Origin of the sequence: Azospirillum thiophilum, from assembly GCF_001305595.1 — a bacterium.
GTDB classification, from domain to species: domain Bacteria; phylum Pseudomonadota; class Alphaproteobacteria; order Azospirillales; family Azospirillaceae; genus Azospirillum; species Azospirillum thiophilum.
The window spans coordinates 985840-1001471 of the sequence record NZ_CP012402.1 but is presented as its reverse complement, the minus strand read 5'-3'; the positions used below and the strand labels follow the sequence as shown (position 1 = coordinate 1001471).

The 15632-nt window shown below is 70.6% G+C and carries 14 protein-coding genes; all 14 read left to right on the top strand.

Annotated elements, in window-relative coordinates:
* The first annotated feature begins 2 nt into the window (after positions 1-2).
* Complete coding sequence (locus AL072_RS17995; protein WP_045582917.1) at positions 3-974, top strand: isoaspartyl peptidase/L-asparaginase family protein; 972 nt, start codon at positions 3-5, stop codon at positions 972-974.
* A gap of 213 nt (positions 975-1187) precedes the next feature.
* The gene (locus AL072_RS17990; RefSeq protein ID WP_245636838.1) at positions 1188-2021 is read left to right on the top strand and encodes a GntR family transcriptional regulator; all 834 of its coding nucleotides are present in this window, start codon (positions 1188-1190) and stop codon (positions 2019-2021) included.
* 5 nt (positions 2022-2026) lie between these two features.
* On the top strand, positions 2027-3271 hold the full coding sequence (locus tag AL072_RS17985; protein WP_045582919.1) for an ABC transporter substrate-binding protein: 1245 nt from the start codon (positions 2027-2029) through the stop codon (positions 3269-3271).
* A 102-nt stretch (positions 3272-3373) separates the two neighbouring features.
* Positions 3374-4246, top strand: a complete 873-nt coding sequence (locus AL072_RS17980; protein WP_045582920.1) for a branched-chain amino acid ABC transporter permease — start codon at positions 3374-3376, stop codon at positions 4244-4246.
* On the top strand, positions 4243-5256 hold the full coding sequence (locus tag AL072_RS17975; RefSeq protein ID WP_045582921.1) for a branched-chain amino acid ABC transporter permease: 1014 nt from the start codon (positions 4243-4245) through the stop codon (positions 5254-5256). Before AL072_RS17980 ends, AL072_RS17975 begins: the two co-directional genes overlap by 4 nt.
* Entirely contained in the window at positions 5243-5989 is a 747-nt protein-coding gene (locus tag AL072_RS17970; RefSeq protein ID WP_045582922.1) for an ABC transporter ATP-binding protein, read from the top strand. The genes AL072_RS17975 and AL072_RS17970 overlap by 14 nt, the downstream gene beginning before the upstream one ends.
* Positions 5982-6695: an ABC transporter ATP-binding protein gene (locus AL072_RS17965; protein ID WP_200909832.1), complete on the top strand. Its 714-nt coding sequence runs from the start codon at positions 5982-5984 to the stop codon at positions 6693-6695. Before AL072_RS17970 ends, AL072_RS17965 begins: the two co-directional genes overlap by 8 nt.
* Before the next feature lie 113 nt (positions 6696-6808).
* On the top strand, positions 6809-7711 hold the full coding sequence (locus AL072_RS17960) for an isocitrate lyase/PEP mutase family protein (RefSeq protein WP_045582923.1): 903 nt from the start codon (positions 6809-6811) through the stop codon (positions 7709-7711).
* Positions 7708-9453, top strand: coding sequence for a hydantoinase B/oxoprolinase family protein (locus AL072_RS17955; RefSeq protein ID WP_045582924.1), 1746 nt, complete (start codon positions 7708-7710; stop codon positions 9451-9453). The genes AL072_RS17960 and AL072_RS17955 overlap by 4 nt, the downstream gene beginning before the upstream one ends.
* 19 nt (positions 9454-9472) lie before the next feature.
* Positions 9473-11569: a hydantoinase/oxoprolinase family protein gene (locus tag AL072_RS17950; protein ID WP_245636837.1), complete on the top strand. Its 2097-nt coding sequence runs from the start codon at positions 9473-9475 to the stop codon at positions 11567-11569.
* Positions 11566-12180: a cysteine hydrolase family protein gene (locus AL072_RS17945; RefSeq protein ID WP_045582925.1), complete on the top strand. Its 615-nt coding sequence runs from the start codon at positions 11566-11568 to the stop codon at positions 12178-12180. The genes AL072_RS17950 and AL072_RS17945 overlap by 4 nt, the downstream gene beginning before the upstream one ends.
* Positions 12177-13589, top strand: coding sequence for an FAD-dependent oxidoreductase (locus tag AL072_RS17940; protein WP_045582926.1), 1413 nt, complete (start codon positions 12177-12179; stop codon positions 13587-13589). Before AL072_RS17945 ends, AL072_RS17940 begins: the two co-directional genes overlap by 4 nt.
* Positions 13586-15010, top strand: coding sequence for a 3-isopropylmalate dehydratase large subunit (gene leuC, locus AL072_RS17935; RefSeq protein WP_045582927.1), 1425 nt, complete (start codon positions 13586-13588; stop codon positions 15008-15010). Before AL072_RS17940 ends, leuC begins: the two co-directional genes overlap by 4 nt.
* Position 15011: 1 nt before the next feature.
* Positions 15012-15608, top strand: coding sequence for a 3-isopropylmalate dehydratase small subunit (leuD, locus tag AL072_RS17930; RefSeq protein ID WP_045582928.1), 597 nt, complete (start codon positions 15012-15014; stop codon positions 15606-15608).
* The last annotated feature ends 24 nt before the right edge of the window (positions 15609-15632 follow it).

Below are 15632 nucleotides of genomic sequence, written 5' to 3'. Positions count from 1 at the left end.
CCATGACCTTCTCCGTACCGCAGCCCTTCGCGCTGGCCATCCATGGCGGCGCCGGCACCATCAAGCGCAGCGCCCTGACGCCCGCGTTGACCGAGGGCTATCATGCCGGGCTGCGCCGGGCGCTGGCCGCGGGGCATGACGTGCTGGCCGACGGCGGCAGCGCGCTCGACGCCGTCACCGCCGCGGTGATGGCGCTGGAGGACGAGCCGCTGTTCAACGCCGGCCGCGGCGCCGTCTTCACCGCGGAGGGCGTGCAGGAGATGGACGCCGCCGTCATGGACGGCCGCGACCGCGCCGCCGGTGCGGTGGCCGGCCTGTTCGGCCCGCGCAATCCGATCCTCGCCGCCCGCGCGGTGATGGAGCACAGCGAGCATGTCCTGTTGATCGGCGAGGGCGCGCTCGACCTCTGCCGCCGCCAGGGACTGCCGATGGAGGAGGCCCCCTATTTCTTCACCCAGCCGCGCTGGGACGCCCTGCAGGCCGAACTGGAGCGCCGCCGGTCCGGCGCCCCGGAAGACAACTCCGATGGCGACGCCGATCAGCGCCGCCATGGCACCGTCGGTGCCGTCGCCCGCGACCGTGACGGCAACCTCGCCGCGGCGACCTCAACCGGCGGCATGACCGCCAAGGCCAAGGGCCGGGTCGGCGACAGCCCGGTGATCGGCGCCGGCACCTTCGCCGACAACATGACCTGCGCGGTTTCCGCCACCGGCCATGGCGAACATTTCATCCGCCGCTGCGCCGCCCACGAGATCGACGCCCGCATGCGCTGGGGCGGCCAGACGCTTGACCGCGCCGCGACCGGCGTGGTGGACGAGCTGGGGGTGATCGGCGGCTCGGGCGGCCTGGTCGCCATCGACCGTGACGGTCGGGTGGCTCTGCCCTTCAACTGCTCCGGCATGTATCGCGGAGTCATCGGGCCGGAGGGGCTGCCGATGACGGCGATCCATCGCGAGGAGTTCCGCATCGGCTGATGACGGTGTCCGTCTGCATCGTCTTCCGACGCCCCGGCCTTCCGCAGGCCGGGGCGTTTTGCTTTGCACTTTTGCCGCAGACCGTCCGTCGGTCCAACATCCCCGTTGACCAAACCTGTCTTATCCATCATACAGGTTCCTGTCTTATCAAGAGACAGGTTCGGGGCGCGGTGAAGCGGAGGACGGCACGCTGTGAAGTCGGCGGTTGAACCCTTGAAGGCACGCAGGATCTATCTGCTGCTGCGCGACCGCATCGTCGCCGGCGAGTTGCCGCCGGGCAGCCGGCTGCCGGGAGAGCCGGCGCTGGCGGCCGAGCATGCGGTGTCGCGGGTCACGGTGCGGCGCGCGCTCGACCTGCTCGACAAGGAAGGGCTGGTGCAGCGCAAGGCGGGGTCCGGTACCTTCGTCCATGATACGCGCACCGTCCGCCCCATCGTCGCCGACCTGTCCAACGTGCTGTCGCACCTGATCGACATGGGCCGCAGCACCGACGTCAAGCTGTTGTCCTTCAGCTACGGCCTGCCCAGCGAGGCGGTCGCCGCAAGCCTGGGGCTGGCGGCGGGGGAGCGGGTCCAGCGCTCCGTCCGGATACGGATGATCGACGGCGTGCCCTTCTCCTACCTGACCACCCATGTGCCGGAATGGATCGGCCTGACCTGGTCGGAAGCGGAGCTGGCGGCGCGTCCGCTGCTGGAACTGATCGAACGGTCGGGCGTGCAGGCCGAACGGGCGACCCAGGCGATCAGTGCGACGTTGGCCGGTCCCGAAGCGGCGGCGGCGCTGGATCTGGAGATCGGCTCGCCGCTGCTGTCGCTGACCCGTGTCGTCTACGAGCCGTCGGGCCGCGGCGTCGAGCATCTTCACGCGCTGTACCGGCCCGACCGCTACAGCTTCCACATGGATCTGGTGCGCACCGGCAGCGACGGCGAACGGCGCTGGAGCCCGGCGCTCGGCTGGCCGCGCGCATCGGATAAGACCAAGGCCGAAAAGGCCGCCAAAGGCGAAAAGCCACCCCGTGCCAAGCGGGCAACCAGACAGAGGAGTTGAGCGTAATGAGACGTTCGGATCGGGACTCCGCGCTTCCCGGCATCACCCGCCGCTCGGTCCTGAAGGCCGGTGCCGCGGCCGCCGCCTTCACCGCCGTGCCGCTGGCCGCGCCGTCGATCCTGCGGGCGCAGAGCGCCGCGGTGAAGGTCGGCGTGCTCCAGCCGGTGACCGGCGCGCTCGCCAACGACGGCGACCTCGGCCGTCTGGGCGCCGAGCTGGCGATCAACGAGATCAACGCGGCCGGCGGCATCAGGTCGCTGGGCGGCGCCAAGCTGGAGATGCTGTTCGGCGACGCCCGCTCCACCCCGGAAGCCGGCACGCAGGAGGTCGAGCGCATGCAGGCGGAGGGCGCCTGCGCCATCGTCGGCGGCTTCGCCAGCCCGATCTGCCTCGCGGCGTCGCAGGCGGCGGCGCGCTACGACCTGCCGTACCTCGTCGATGTCGGCGTGTCGGACCAGATCATGGCGCGCGGGTTGAAGAACACCTTCCGTTTCGGCCCCGGCTTCGGCAAGGTCACCAGCGTCGCGCTCGACAATTTGACCCGCATGAACGAACTGGCGGGCAAGCCGGCCAGGACCGTGGTGCTGGTGCATGAGGACGGGCTGTTCGGCTCCGGCCTCGCCAAGCTGCTGCAGGCCGAACTGCCCAAGCGCGGCTTCGAGGTGCTGGAGACCATCGCCCATCCGACCCCGGCGCGCGACATGTCCAACGTGGCGCTGCGCATCCGCTCGCTGAACCCGGATCTGGTGATTCCGTCCAATTATTACGGCGAGTTCGTGCTGCTCGCCCGCACCATGCAGCAGCAGCGCATCAAGCCGAAGGGCATCTACGCGGTGCTGGGCGGGGCGGCGTCGAACGGCCGCTTTCTCAAGGAGTTCCCGCAGGCGGCCCAGAACGTCATCGACTGCAACCACTGGCACGATCCGCGCAACCCGCAGGCGCTGGCCCTGCGCAAGGCGGTGCAGGACCGGGGCAAGTCCTTCGCCTACAACGTCTCGCTGAACTATTCGAACGTGAAGCTGCTGGCCGACGCCATCGAGCGCGCCGGCTCGACCGACCGCGCCAGGATCATCGAGGCGCTGAACGCCTCCAGCTTCGCCGGCCATATCATGCCCTATGGCCCGACGAGGTTCGTGAACGGCCAGAACGAGGGCGCCACCCCGATCAACACCCAGATCCAGGGCGACGACATCAAGGTGATCTTCCCGGAAGCCTATGCCGAGGTGAAGGCGAACTTCCCGGCGGTCTGAAGTCCCTTCTGTCTGCCCCCATCCCTCTCCCGACGTCCGGGGGAAGGATGGGGGCAATCGGAGCGATTGCGACACGGCTTTTCACCCTTCGTGCAGGATGCCATGTATTCACCTCAGATCATCCTGGAAGCGGCGCTGAACGGGCTGATGACCGGTGCGGTCTATGCGCTGATCGCGCTGGGCCTGACGCTGATTTACGGCGTGCTGCACATCATCAATTTCGCCCACGGCGCGCTGCTGACCTGCGCCATGTTCGCGGTCTGGGTCGCCTGGGCCGGGCTGGGCATGGACCCCTACATCGTCATCCTGCCGCTGGTGCCGCTGATGTTCGCGCTCGGCTACGGCCTGCAGCGCTTCATCATCGGGCCGGCCAGCCATGGCGACGACGGCAACATCCTGCTGGTGACGCTGGGCCTCTCCATCGTGCTGGAGAATGTGCTGCTCGCCACCTTCCAGTCCGACACCCGCACGCTCGACACCGACTATTCCTTCCAGGTGGTGGCGCTTGGGCCGCTGCTGCTGTCCTTCCCGCGGCTGGTCGGGCTTGGCGTGGCGGTGGTCGTCACCGGCCTCCTGTGGCTGCTGCTGAACCGCACCGACACCGGCAAGGCGATCCGCGCGGTTGCCAAGGAGAAGCTGGGCGCCAATCTGGTCGGCATCGACGTGCCGCACATCTACGCCGTCACCTTCGGGCTCGGCTGCGCCTGTCTGGCGGTGGCGGCCTGCCTGCTGATGCCGACCTTCTACGTCAATCCCCGCATCGGCGGCGCCTTCGTGCTGGTCGCCTTTACCGTGGTGGTGCTGGGCGGCATGGGCTCCATTCCCGGCGCCCTGCTCGGCGGCCTGTTCATCGGGGTGGTGGAAAGCCTGTGCGGCCTGCTGCTGGGCGACAGCCTGGGCCAGATCGGCATCTTCCTGATCTTCATCGCCGTGCTGCTGGTGCGGCCGACCGGCCTGTTCGGAGCCAGGGCATGACCGCGCGCGATCTTCTCCCCATCCTCGTCCTGCTGGCGCTGGCGGCGTTGCTGCCGCTGGTGGTGACCTCCAGCCCGGTGCTGAATTTCCTGGTCTTCATGCTGATCGTGGCGCTGGGGGCGCAGGGCTGGAACATCCTGGGCGGCTTCGGCGGCCAGTTCAGCTTCGGCCACGCCGCCTTCTTCGGCACCGGCGCCTACGTCACCGCGATCCTGCAACTGCGCTGGGGCGTCAATGCCTGGGCCGGGCTGGCGCTGGCGACCGCCGCCGGGGCCGCGGTCGGCTGGGGCATCGGCTTCCTCAGCTTCCGCTCGGGCCTGCGCGGCTCCTATTTCGCGCTGGTGACGCTGGCCTTTGCCGAGGTGTTCCGCATCCTCGCCAACGCCGCCTCCTTCACCGGCGGGGCCGCCGGGCTGCTGATCAAGCTGGAGGTCCATCCCGCCAACCTGCAATTCGCCGACCGCGCCGTCTTCTATTGGCTGGTGCTGGCCCTGGTCGGGGCGGTGCTGGTGCTGACCCGCTGGATCCAGCGCTCCCGCTTCGGGGCGCAGCTGGTGGCGGTGCGCGAGAACGAGGATGCGGCCAAGGCGCTGGGCGTCGACAGCCTGCGGGTGAAGCTGCGCGCCATCGCGCTGTCCGGCGGCGTCACCGCGCTGGCCGGCTGCCTCTATGCCCAGTATTTCCTCTACATCGACGCGACCATCGCCTATGGCAGCTGGATTTCGGTCGAGCTGCTGCTGGCCCCGATCATCGGCGGCGTCGGCACCGTCTTCGGCCCGGTGGTCGGCGCCCTGACCCTGCATGGGCTGGGCGAGGTCGCCAAGCAGTTCGCCGGCCGCATTCCCGGCATCGACCTGATCGTCTTCGGTGCCGTGCTGGTGCTGGCGGTCGCCTTCGCCCGCGGCGGCATCCTCGGCCTGTTGGAGCGGCTGCGCGACCGCGGCGCCGGGCTGCTGCGGCCTTCCTCACGATCCGATGCCGCCAAGGAGCCTTCCAATGCTGGCCGTTGAGACCGTCTCCAAGCGCTTCGGCGGGCTGATGGCGGTGGACCGCGCGTCGCTGACGGTGGCGCCCGGCGGCATCATCGGGCTGATCGGCCCGAACGGTGCCGGCAAGACCACGCTGTTCTCGATGATCTCCGGCTTCATCGAGCCGACCGACGGTCGCATCCGGTTCGAGGGCGCGGACATCACCGGCGAGGAGCCGCACCGCCGGGCCGGGCGCGGCATCGGCCGCACCTTCCAGATCGTGCAGCCCTTCGCCGGGCTGACGGTGTGCGAGAACATCGCGGTCGGCGCCTATCTGCGCCATGCCAAACGCGCCGACGCCATCGCCAAGGCGCGCGACGTGGCCCAGCGGGTCGGGCTGGCCGCCGAGCTCGACCGCCCGGCCGGCGGGCTGACGGTGGCCGGGCGCAAGCGGCTGGAGCTGGCCCGCGCGCTCGCCACCGAACCGAAGCTGCTGCTGCTGGACGAGGTGCTGGCCGGGCTGAACCCGTCGGAGATCCGCGACATCATCCCGGTGATCCGCGACATCCGCGACAAGGGGGTGACGATCCTGATGATCGAGCATGTCATGCAGGCGGTGATGAACCTGTGCGAGCGCGTCTATGTGCTGGCACAGGGCCGCATGATCGCCGAGGGACCGCCCGCCGCGGTCTGCGCCGACGCCCGGGTGATCGAGGCCTATCTCGGCCACGGCGCCGCCGCCCGGCTGAAGGCGGAGGGTGCGGTCCATGGTTGAGGCGCTGCTGGACATCCGCGGCCTGAGGGCCGGCTACGGCGCAACCGAGGTGCTGCGCGGCATCGACATGGCGGTCGAGACGGTGGAGATCGTCACCGTGCTCGGCTCCAACGGCGTCGGCAAGACCACGCTGAACAAGGTGCTGTCGGGCGTGCTGCCGGCCTGGGCCGGCGAGATCCGCTTTGCCGGCGAGCGCATCGACGGCCGGTCGGCCGCCCGCATCGTGGAGGAGGGACTGATCCAGGTGCCGGAGGGCCGCAAGATCTTCCCCAATCTGTCGATCCGCGAAAACCTGGAGCTGGGCAGCTACCGCCGCGGCAAGCCGCACCGCGCCCGGAACCTGGAACACATCTTCGCCACCTTCCCCCGCCTGAAGGAGCGCGAGCGGCAACTGGCCGGCACGCTGTCGGGCGGCGAGCAGCAGATGCTCGCCATCGGCCGCGGCATGATGGCCGAGCCGCTGCTGCTGATCCTCGACGAGCCGTCGCTCGGCCTGTCGCCGCTGGTGGTTGAGGAGATGTTCGGCCTGATCCGCAAGCTGAACACCGACGGGCTGGCGATCCTGCTGGTCGAGCAGAACGTCGTCCAGTCGCTGGAGGTCGCCCGTCGCGCCTACATCCTGGAGAACGGCGTCTTCGCGATGTCCGGCGAGGCCGAGGCCATCGCCCGCGATCCCGAACTGAAACGCACCTATCTCGGGCTGTGAGCGATGCGTGCTCCGGCCCGGTCCCAAGATCCTTACTACCGCCCGACTTCTTCCAACCCTGACCCGGCGGAGCGCGACGCCATCGCGAACCGGCACCGGGGGGAGCGCCTGACATGATCGTCCCCACTACGAGTTTCCGGGACCGGCTGGCCCAGGACCGCGTCGTCCTGGCGCCCGGCGTCTATGACGCCTTCACCGCCTCGCTCGCCACTGCCGCCGGGTTCGAGGCGCTGTACCTGTCGGGTGCCGCCATCGCCTACACCCGGCTCGGCCGGCCCGACATCGGGCTGGTGTCGGTCAGCGAGGTGGCGGACACCATCGCCCTGGTGCGCGACCGCGTGGCCACGCCGCTGGTGGTGGACGGCGACACCGGCTACGGCAACGCGCTGAACGTGCAGCGCACCGTGCGCATGTTCGAGCGGGCCGGCGCCACCGCGATCCAGTTGGAGGACCAGAGCTTTCCCAAGCGCTGCGGCCACCTGACCGACAAGGCGGTGATCCCGGCGGCGGAGATGGCCGGCAAGATCAAGGCGGCGGTGGATGCCCGCGCCAGCGACGCCACGCTGATCGTCGCCCGCACCGACGCGGTTGCGGTGGAAGGGGTGTCGGCGGCGCTCGACCGCGCCCGGCTCTATGTCGAGGCCGGTGCCGACGTGCTGTTCGTCGAGGCGCCGAAGACCCGCGACCAGCTGGCCGCCATCGCCACCGACCTGGGCGGCATCCGCCCGCTGCTCGCCAACATGGTCGAGGGCGGCCAGACGCCGATCAGCTCGGCCGCGGAGCTGGGCGCGCTGGGCTACCGGCTGGTGATCTTCCCCGGCGGCATCGTGCGGGCGCTGGCCCGGCAGGCGCAGGACTATTACGGCTCGCTGGCGCAGCACGGCACCACCCAGCCGTTCCGAGACCGCATGTTCGACTTCAACGCGCTGAACGAGCTGATCGGCACGCCCGGGATGCTGGCGCTCGGCGAGACCTACAAGGACTTTGCACCCGCCAAGCGGGAGGACGCAGCATGACCACCAAGCAGACTCCGATCGATCCCGTCACGCTCGCCGTCCTGAAGGGCCGGCTGGAGCAGATCGCCGACGAGATGGACGCGACGCTCTACCGCTCCGCCTTCAACCCGATCATCGCCGAGGCGCGCGACGCCTGCCACGGGCTGTATCATGCCGAGACCGGCGCGACTCTGGTGCAGGGGACCAACGGCCTGCCGATCTTCGTCGGCGCCATGGCCTTCGCGGTCAAGGCGGTGATCGACAAGGTCGCGCGCGAGGGCGACCTGCACGCCGACGACATCTTCCTGTTCAACGACCCCTATGACGGTGGCACCCACCTGAACGACTTCCGGCTGGTGCGGCCGATCTTCCGGCAGGGGACGCTGTTCTGCTGGATGGCGTCGGTCGGCCACTGGCTCGACATCGGCGGCAACGTGCCGGGCAACTTCAACGCGCGGGCCACCGACAGCTTCCAGGAGGGGGTGCGCATCCCGCCGGTGAAGCTGGTTAGGGCCGGCGTGATGAACACCGACCTGCTGGCGATCCTCGCCGCCAACTCCCGCGTGCCGGTGTCGAACTACGGCGACCTGAACGGCCAGCTGAACGCGCTGGATCTCGGCGTGCGCCGGCTGACCGAGCTGCTGGACGAGCATGGCGAGGCGACCGTCTCGGCCGCCTTCGACGCCTTCACCGCGCGGGCCGACGCGCTGATGCGGGCCGCGGTGGCCAAGCTGCCGGACGGCACCTACAGCTTCGAGGATTATCTCGACAACGACGGCATCACCGCCGACCGGCTGCTCATCGCGCTCGACCTCACCATCGAGGGCGAGCGGATGATCCTGGACTTCTCGCGCTCATCGGCTCCCTGCGCCGGGCCGCTCAACATCGCCTATTCCACCGCAGTCGCCTGCTGCTATGTCGCGCTGAAGCATGTCTTCACCGACGTGCCGGCCAATGCCGGCTGCCTCAACCCGATCACCTTCGTCATCCCCGAAACCACGCTGCTGGCGGTGAAGCCGCCCAAGCCGGTCGGCGGCTATACCGAGACCATCCTGCGCGTCATCGGCGTGGTGTTCGGCGCGCTGGCGCTGGCCGATCCGGCGCGCGCCACCGCCGCCCCCTTCGGCACCATCAACGCGCTGTCGCTGGCCGGCCACCGTGCCGACGGCTCGCGCTGGGTGATGTTCTCCTTCTTCGGCGGGGGCCTGGGCGGCAACCCGGAGACGGACGGGCTGAACCACGCCAACAACCCGATTTCCACCGCCACCATTCCGCCGGTGGAGATCCTGGAGGCGGCCTATCCGGTGATGTTCACCCAATGGGCGCTGCGCCCGGATTCCGCCGGGGCCGGCCTGCACCGCGGCGGCGTCGGTGCCGTCTATGAGATCGAGGCGCTGACCGACGCCGACGTATTCCTGCTGGGCGAGCGCGGCGTCTTCGCCCCCTTCGGGGTGGCCGGCGGCACGCCCGCCGCGCTGAACCGCTTCACCTGGCAGAGCGACGAGGGCGAGAAGTCGCCGCCGCTCGCCTCCAAGATCACCGACGTCAGGATCCGCGACGGCCAGCGTGTCCGGCTGGAGACGCCGGGCGGCGGCGGTTGGGGCGACCCGAGGCGGCGCGAGGCGGAGGCGGTGGCCCGCGACGTGCGGCTCGGCTATCTCGGCATCGGCGCGGCGCGCAGCGCCTATGGCGTGGCGCTGACCGACGACGGCGCGCTCGACCTCGCCGCCACCGCGCTTCTCCGCGAATCCCCCGCCGCCTGACGAACCCGGAACCAAGATCATGAGCATGGCCACACCCAAGGGCTCCGCCGGCGGCACCATCGTCGGCGTCGATGTCGGCGGCACCTTCACCGACCTGTTCCATTACGACGAGGCGCGAGGCAGCTTCCGCACCGCCAAGGTTCCCTCCAACCGCGGCGACGAGGCGGTCGGGTTCCTGGCCGGCCTGCAGAGCTTCGGCCCGGTTGCCGACCTCGGCTCCATCGTCCACGGCACCACCGTCGGCACCAACGCGCTGCTGGAGCGCAAGGGCGCCCGGGTCGGGTTGATCACCACGGCGGGATTCCGCGACGTGCTGGAGATGCGCCGCCGCGACCGCCGCCACACCTGGGGCCTGTGGGGCGATTTCGTCCCCGTGGTCGACCGCGACATGCGGCTGGAGGTGGCGGAGCGCACGCTGGCCGACGGCACGGTGCGCACCGCCGTCGACCTGGAGGCGGTGCGCGCCTGCGCCCGCCGGCTGGTCGCGATGGGGGCGGAGGCGCTCGCCATCGTCTTCATCAACGCCTATGCCAACCCGGCCAACGAGCTGGCGGCGCTGGAGGCGGCGCGCGAGGTCTGGCCGAACGCCAATCTCGAATGCTCGTCCCGCATCCTGCCGGAAATCCGCGAGTTCGAGCGCACCTCGACCACCGCGCTGAACGCCTATCTCCAGCCGGTGGTCGGCAGCTATCTCGCCAAGCTCGACGACGCGCTGGCGGGGGAGGGGTTCGGCGGCCGCTTCCACATCGTGCAGTCGAACGGCGGCGTCATGTCGACCGACACCGCAAGGCGGCTGCCGGTGCGCACCGCCCTGTCTGGGCCGGCGGCCGGCGTCATCGCCGCGGCGGCGATCTCCAAGGCGGCGGGCTTCCCCAACGTCATCACCGGCGACCTCGGCGGCACCAGCTTCGACGTGTCGCTGGTGGTGGAGGGGCAGACCATGCTGGCCGCCCAGACCACCATCGATTTCGGCCTGGTCGTCCGCACGCCGATGATCGAGATCACCACCATCGGCGCCGGCGGCGGCTCCATCGCCGGGGTCGATCCCGGCGGCATGCTCCAGGTCGGGCCGGAAAGTGCCGGGTCGCGCCCCGGTCCGGTCTGCTACGCCCAGGGCAACAGCCGCCCGACGCTGACCGACGCCAACGTCCTGCTCGGCCGCATCAACGCCGAGCGCCCGATCGGCGGCAAGCTGGCCCGGCTCGACGTCGATGCCGCCCGCGCGGCAATCGCCACCCATGTCGCCGGGCCGCTCGGCCTCGACGTCATGACGGCGGCGGAAGCCGTGGTGCGCATCGCCAACAGCAAGATGGCCGGCGCCATCCGCCTCGTCTCCATCGAGCGCGGCCACGATCCGGCCAAGTTCGCCGCCGTGCCGTTCGGCGGCGGCGGCGCCCTGCATGTCGGCGCGCTGATCAAGGATGTCGGGCTGAAGGCGGCGCTGGTGCCGCGCTTCCCCGGCGTCACCTCGGCGCTCGGCTGCGTCATCGCCGACATCCGCCACGATCAGGTGCAGACGGTCAACCTGCCGCTGGCCGGCATCGACGCCGCCGCGCTCGACCGCCGCATGGTGGAGGAGGCGACAGCCGCCCGCGCGGTGGTTGAGTCCGCCGGCCTCAGCGTCGAGCGCATCGACCTCGTCTTCGAGCTCGACATGCATTACATCGGCCAGACCCACACGGTTGCCGTGGCGCTGCCGGTCTCGGTCGAGAACGGCACCACCGGTCCAACGACCGGAATCGACGAGGCGACCATCCGCGCCGCCTTCGAGCGTGCCTATCAGGCATCCTTCAGCCGGCTGCTGCCGGGTGTCGGCGCCAAGATCGTCAATCTGCGCACCGCAGCCATCGGCCGCCGCCCGCATTTCGACCTCGCGACGCTGGCGCCGCGGGACGGGACGAGCGTGGAGGGCGCCTATGCCGGCTCGCGCCCGGTGTGGTTCGACGGCGCGTGGCACGAGACGGCGGTCTACAACCGCCTCGACCTGCCGGTCGGCGTGGTGATCCAGGGGCCGGCGATCCTCGAACAGCCCGACGCCACCACCGTCATCGATCCCGACCTCAGCGCCCGGGTCGACGGCTTCGGCAATGTCGTCGTCGAAAGGACCGGCCGATGAACGCCGCCACCATCCCGGCCGAGCGAACCGCGCTGCTGGTCTGCGACCTTCAGAACGACTTCCTGCATCCCGACGGCGCCTATGGCCGCGCCGGGCAGACGGCACCGGAGATCCTGGAACTGCCGGACCGGGTGAAGCCGCTGGCCGACCTGCTGCGGTCGCGCGGCGGCTGGGTGATCTCGACCAACTTCACGCTGGTGCCGGGCCGCAGCGGCGAGCCGATGATCTCGCCCCACCTGAAGACCCTGCGTCCCTTCCTGGCCAAGGGCGATTTCCTGCCCGGCGCCTGGGGCCACCGCACGGTGGACACCCTCCAGCCGGTGGATGTCGAGGTGGAGAAGATCGCCTATTCCGCCTTCTACATGTCGCGGCTGGAATGGGTGCTGGCGAAATGCGGGGTGGAGCGGCTGCTGGTCTGCGGCATCGTCACCAATGGCGGCGTGGCCTCGACCGTGCGCGACGCCCATGTCCGCGACTTCGACACCATCCTGCTTGAGGATGGCTGCGCCGCCTTCACCCCGCAGGTGCATGAGGTCTCGGTCGCGGCCCTGCGCCCGGTCTGCCGCGTCACCACCATCGCCACCATGCTGGCGGAGGTCGGTGAGTCATGAGCCGCATCCTGCCCGCCGACGGCGTCGAGTTCGAGTTCACCGTGCCCGTTGTCGTCATCGGCGGCGGGGCAGCCGGGATGATCGCCGCGCTTGCCGCCCACGAGCAGGGCGCCGGGGTGCTGGTGCTGGAGCGCGATGCGCTGCCCCAGGGCTCGACCGCCCTGTCGGCTGGGCTGATCCCGGCGCCGGGCACCCGCTGGCAGCGCGCGGCCGGCATCGAGGACAGCCCGGAGCTGTTCGCCGCCGACATCCTGGGCAAGGCCAAGGGCGAGCCGGATCCGGCCGACGCAGCCCGCGTCGCCCGCGCGGTCGGGCCGGCGCTGGAGTGGCTGGCCGACCGCTACGGGCTGCCCGTCTCGCTGGTGGACAATTTCACCTATCCCGGCCACGGCGCCCGGCGCATGCACGGGCTGCCCAGCCGGTCGGGCTCCGAACTGATCGACCGTCTGCGCGGCGCCGTCGAGGCCGCCGGCATCGACGTGCTGTGCGAGGCGCATGTCACGGCGCTCTACGCCGACGCCGCGTCCCGCGTGCATGGCGTGGAGTTCGCCCGTCCCGACGGCAGCAGCGAGCGCGTCGGCTGTTCGGCGCTGGTCCTGGCCTGCAACGGCTATGGCGGCAACAGGGAATTGGTCGGGCGCCATGTGCCGGAACTGGCCGACGCGCTCTATTTCGGCCATCCCGGCAACCAGGGCGACGCGCTGTTGTGGGGCGAGGCGCTGGGCGCCGCCAGCCGCCACCTGTCGGGGCACCAGGGCCATGGCTCGGTCGCCCATCCGGCCGGCATCCTCGTCACCTGGGCGACGATCACCGAGGGCGGCGTGCAGGTGAACACCGAGGGCCGGCGCTTTTCCAACGAGGAGCAGGGCTATTCGGAACAGGCGGCCATCGTGCTGCGCCAGCCGGACGGCATCGCCTGGACGGTCTTTGACGACCGCATCGCCGCCATTGCCCGCCAGTTCGAGGATTTCCGCCAGGCCGAGGCGATGGGCGCGGTGCTGACCGCCGACGATCCCGCCGGCCTCGCCCGTCTTATGAAGATCGACCCGGACGCGCTGGCCGCGACGCTGACGGAGGTCGAGCGGTTGAAGCGGGAGGGCGCTGCCGATGGCTTCGGCCGCGACTTCGCCGGAGCGCCGCCGCTGGCCGCGCCCTACCGTGCGGTGCGCGTCACCGGCGCGCTGTTCCACACCCAGGGCGGATTGGTGGTGGACGACGATGCCCGCGTGCTCGACCGGCAGGGCAGGCCGCTGCCCAACCTCCATGCCGCCGGGGGTGCGGCCTGCGGCGTGTCGGGATCGAAGGCGTCCGGCTATCTGTCCGGCAACGGGCTGCTGACCGCGGTGGCGCTCGGCCGCATCGCCGGGCAAGCGGCGGCAAGCGCCGTCAGGGAGGAGAACGACCGATGACCAGCCAGCCACGCAGCCTGTTCGAGAAGGTGTGGGACGCCCATCTGGTGGCGACCCGGCCCGACGGCCAGTCCCTGCTCGCCATCGACCGCCATTTCCTGCATGAAGGCTCCTTCCACGCCTTCGGCATGATCGACCATGCCGGCCGCAAGGTGCGCCGGCCGGAGCTGACCTTCGCCGTCGCCGACCATTATGTGCCCTCGCACAGCCGGTCCAGGCCGATTGCCGATCCGGAGATCGCCAACATGGTGACGATGCTGGAGGCGAATGCCGGACGCCACGGCCTGCGCCATTTCGGCCTGCACGACCCGGCGCAGGGCATCGTCCATGTGCTGGCGCCCGAACAGGGGCTGACCCTGCCGGGCCTGACCATCGTCTGCGGCGACAGCCACACCTCGACCCACGGTGCCTTCGGCGCGCTGGCCTTCGGCATCGGCGCCACCGAGGTCTCGCATGTGCTGGCGACCCAAACCCTATGGCAGCGCCGGCCGAAGACCATGCGCATCACAGTGGACGGCATGCTGGGGCCGCATGTGACGGCCAAGGATCTGATCCTGGCGGTGATCGCCGCCATCGGTGCCGACGGGGCCGCCGGCCACGTCATCGAATATGCCGGCAGCGCCGTCCGCGCCCTGTCGATGGAAGGCCGGCTGACCATCTGCAACATGTCGATCGAGGCCGGTGCCCGCGCCGGCATGATCGCCCCCGACGACACCACCATCTCGTGGATCGAGGGGCGTCCCTTCGCCCCGAAGGGCGCGCTGTTCGACCGCGCGGTCGATCACTGGCGCAGCCTGCCGAGCGACCCGGACGCCGTCTTCGACCGCGAGGTGACGCTGGACGCCGCCGACATCGCCCCTGCCGTCACCTGGGGCACCAGCCCGGAGACCGCGGTTCCGGTCAGCGCCGCGGTTCCCGATCCCGGCGCCGAGCCCGACCCGGTGCGTGCCGGCCAGATGCGCAAGATGCTGGACTATATGGGCCTCGTCCCCGGCATGAGGCTGGAGGAGGTCGCAATCGACCGCGTCTTCATCGGCTCCTGCACCAACGCCCGGCTGGAGGATCTGCGCGCCGCCGCCGCGGTGCTCCGTGGCCGGCGCGCGGTGGTGCCGGGGTTGGTGGTTCCCGGCTCGGTCCCTGTCCGCCGGCAGGCCGAGGCCGAGGGGCTCGACCGAATCTTCATCGACGCCGGGCTGGAATGGGGCGAGCCCGGCTGCTCGATGTGCGTCGGCATCAACGGCGATCTGGTTCCGGCGGGGGAGCGCTGCGCCTCCACCACCAACCGCAACTTCCCCGGCCGCCAGGGGCCCGACGCCCGCACCCACCTGATGAGCCCGGCCATGGCCGCCGCCGCCGCCGCGACCGGCCGGATCACCGATGTCCGCAAGCTCGCCGATGTCCGCAAGCTGGGAGTCGCCTGAGATGGAGCCCTTCGTCACCCTGACCGCTCCGGCGCTGCCGCTGGACATCGCCAACATCGACACCGACCAGCTGCTGCCGGCCCGTTTCCTGAAGAAGCCGCGCAGCGCCGGCTATGGCAATTTCCTGTTCCGGGACGAGCGCAAGCCGGGCTTCCCGCTGGACGATCCGGCCTATGCCGGCGCCCGGGTGATGGTCAGCGATCGCAATTTCGGCTGCGGCTCCTCGCGTGAGGGGGCGGTCTATGCCCTGGTGGATGGCGGCTTCCGTTGCGTCGTCGCCCCCAGCTTCGGCGACATCTTCGCCGCCAACGCCGCCAAGAACGGCCTGCTGACCATCGCCCTGCCGGAGGAGACGGTCGCCGCGCTCCGCCGCCGGCTGCAACGGACGCCGGGCGCCGCCGTCACCGTCGATCTGCCGGCGCAGACCCTGACCGACCCCGACGGCCTCGCCCTGACCTTCGCCATCGACCCGTTCAAGAAGGAATGCCTGATCGCCGGCCTGGACGACGTGGCGCTGACCCTGCGCCAGCAGGACGCCATCGACGCCTACGACCGGGCGGATGCCGAAGCGCGGCCCTGGGTGGTGCCGGGCGGCTGACGGAGCCGGTTGGAAGGAGGCGGC

Coding starts and splice junctions, on each gene's coding strand:
- AL072_RS17975 (WP_045582921.1), top strand. CDS start 4,243: ATGACCGCGCGCGATCTTCTCCCCATCCTCGTCCTGCTGGCGCTGGCG.
- leuC (WP_045582927.1), top strand. CDS start 13,586: ATGACCAGCCAGCCACGCAGCCTGTTCGAGAAGGTGTGGGACGCCCAT.
- AL072_RS17980 (WP_045582920.1), top strand. CDS start 3,374: ATGTATTCACCTCAGATCATCCTGGAAGCGGCGCTGAACGGGCTGATG.
- leuD (WP_045582928.1), top strand. CDS start 15,012: ATGGAGCCCTTCGTCACCCTGACCGCTCCGGCGCTGCCGCTGGACATC.
- AL072_RS17940 (WP_045582926.1), top strand. CDS start 12,177: ATGAGCCGCATCCTGCCCGCCGACGGCGTCGAGTTCGAGTTCACCGTG.
- AL072_RS17950 (WP_245636837.1), top strand. CDS start 9,473: ATGAGCATGGCCACACCCAAGGGCTCCGCCGGCGGCACCATCGTCGGC.
- AL072_RS17955 (WP_045582924.1), top strand. CDS start 7,708: ATGACCACCAAGCAGACTCCGATCGATCCCGTCACGCTCGCCGTCCTG.
- AL072_RS17970 (WP_045582922.1), top strand. CDS start 5,243: ATGCTGGCCGTTGAGACCGTCTCCAAGCGCTTCGGCGGGCTGATGGCG.
- AL072_RS17965 (WP_200909832.1), top strand. CDS start 5,982: ATGGTTGAGGCGCTGCTGGACATCCGCGGCCTGAGGGCCGGCTACGGC.
- AL072_RS17960 (WP_045582923.1), top strand. CDS start 6,809: ATGATCGTCCCCACTACGAGTTTCCGGGACCGGCTGGCCCAGGACCGC.
- AL072_RS17945 (WP_045582925.1), top strand. CDS start 11,566: ATGAACGCCGCCACCATCCCGGCCGAGCGAACCGCGCTGCTGGTCTGC.
- AL072_RS17985 (WP_045582919.1), top strand. CDS start 2,027: ATGAGACGTTCGGATCGGGACTCCGCGCTTCCCGGCATCACCCGCCGC.
- AL072_RS17995 (WP_045582917.1), top strand. CDS start 3: ATGACCTTCTCCGTACCGCAGCCCTTCGCGCTGGCCATCCATGGCGGC.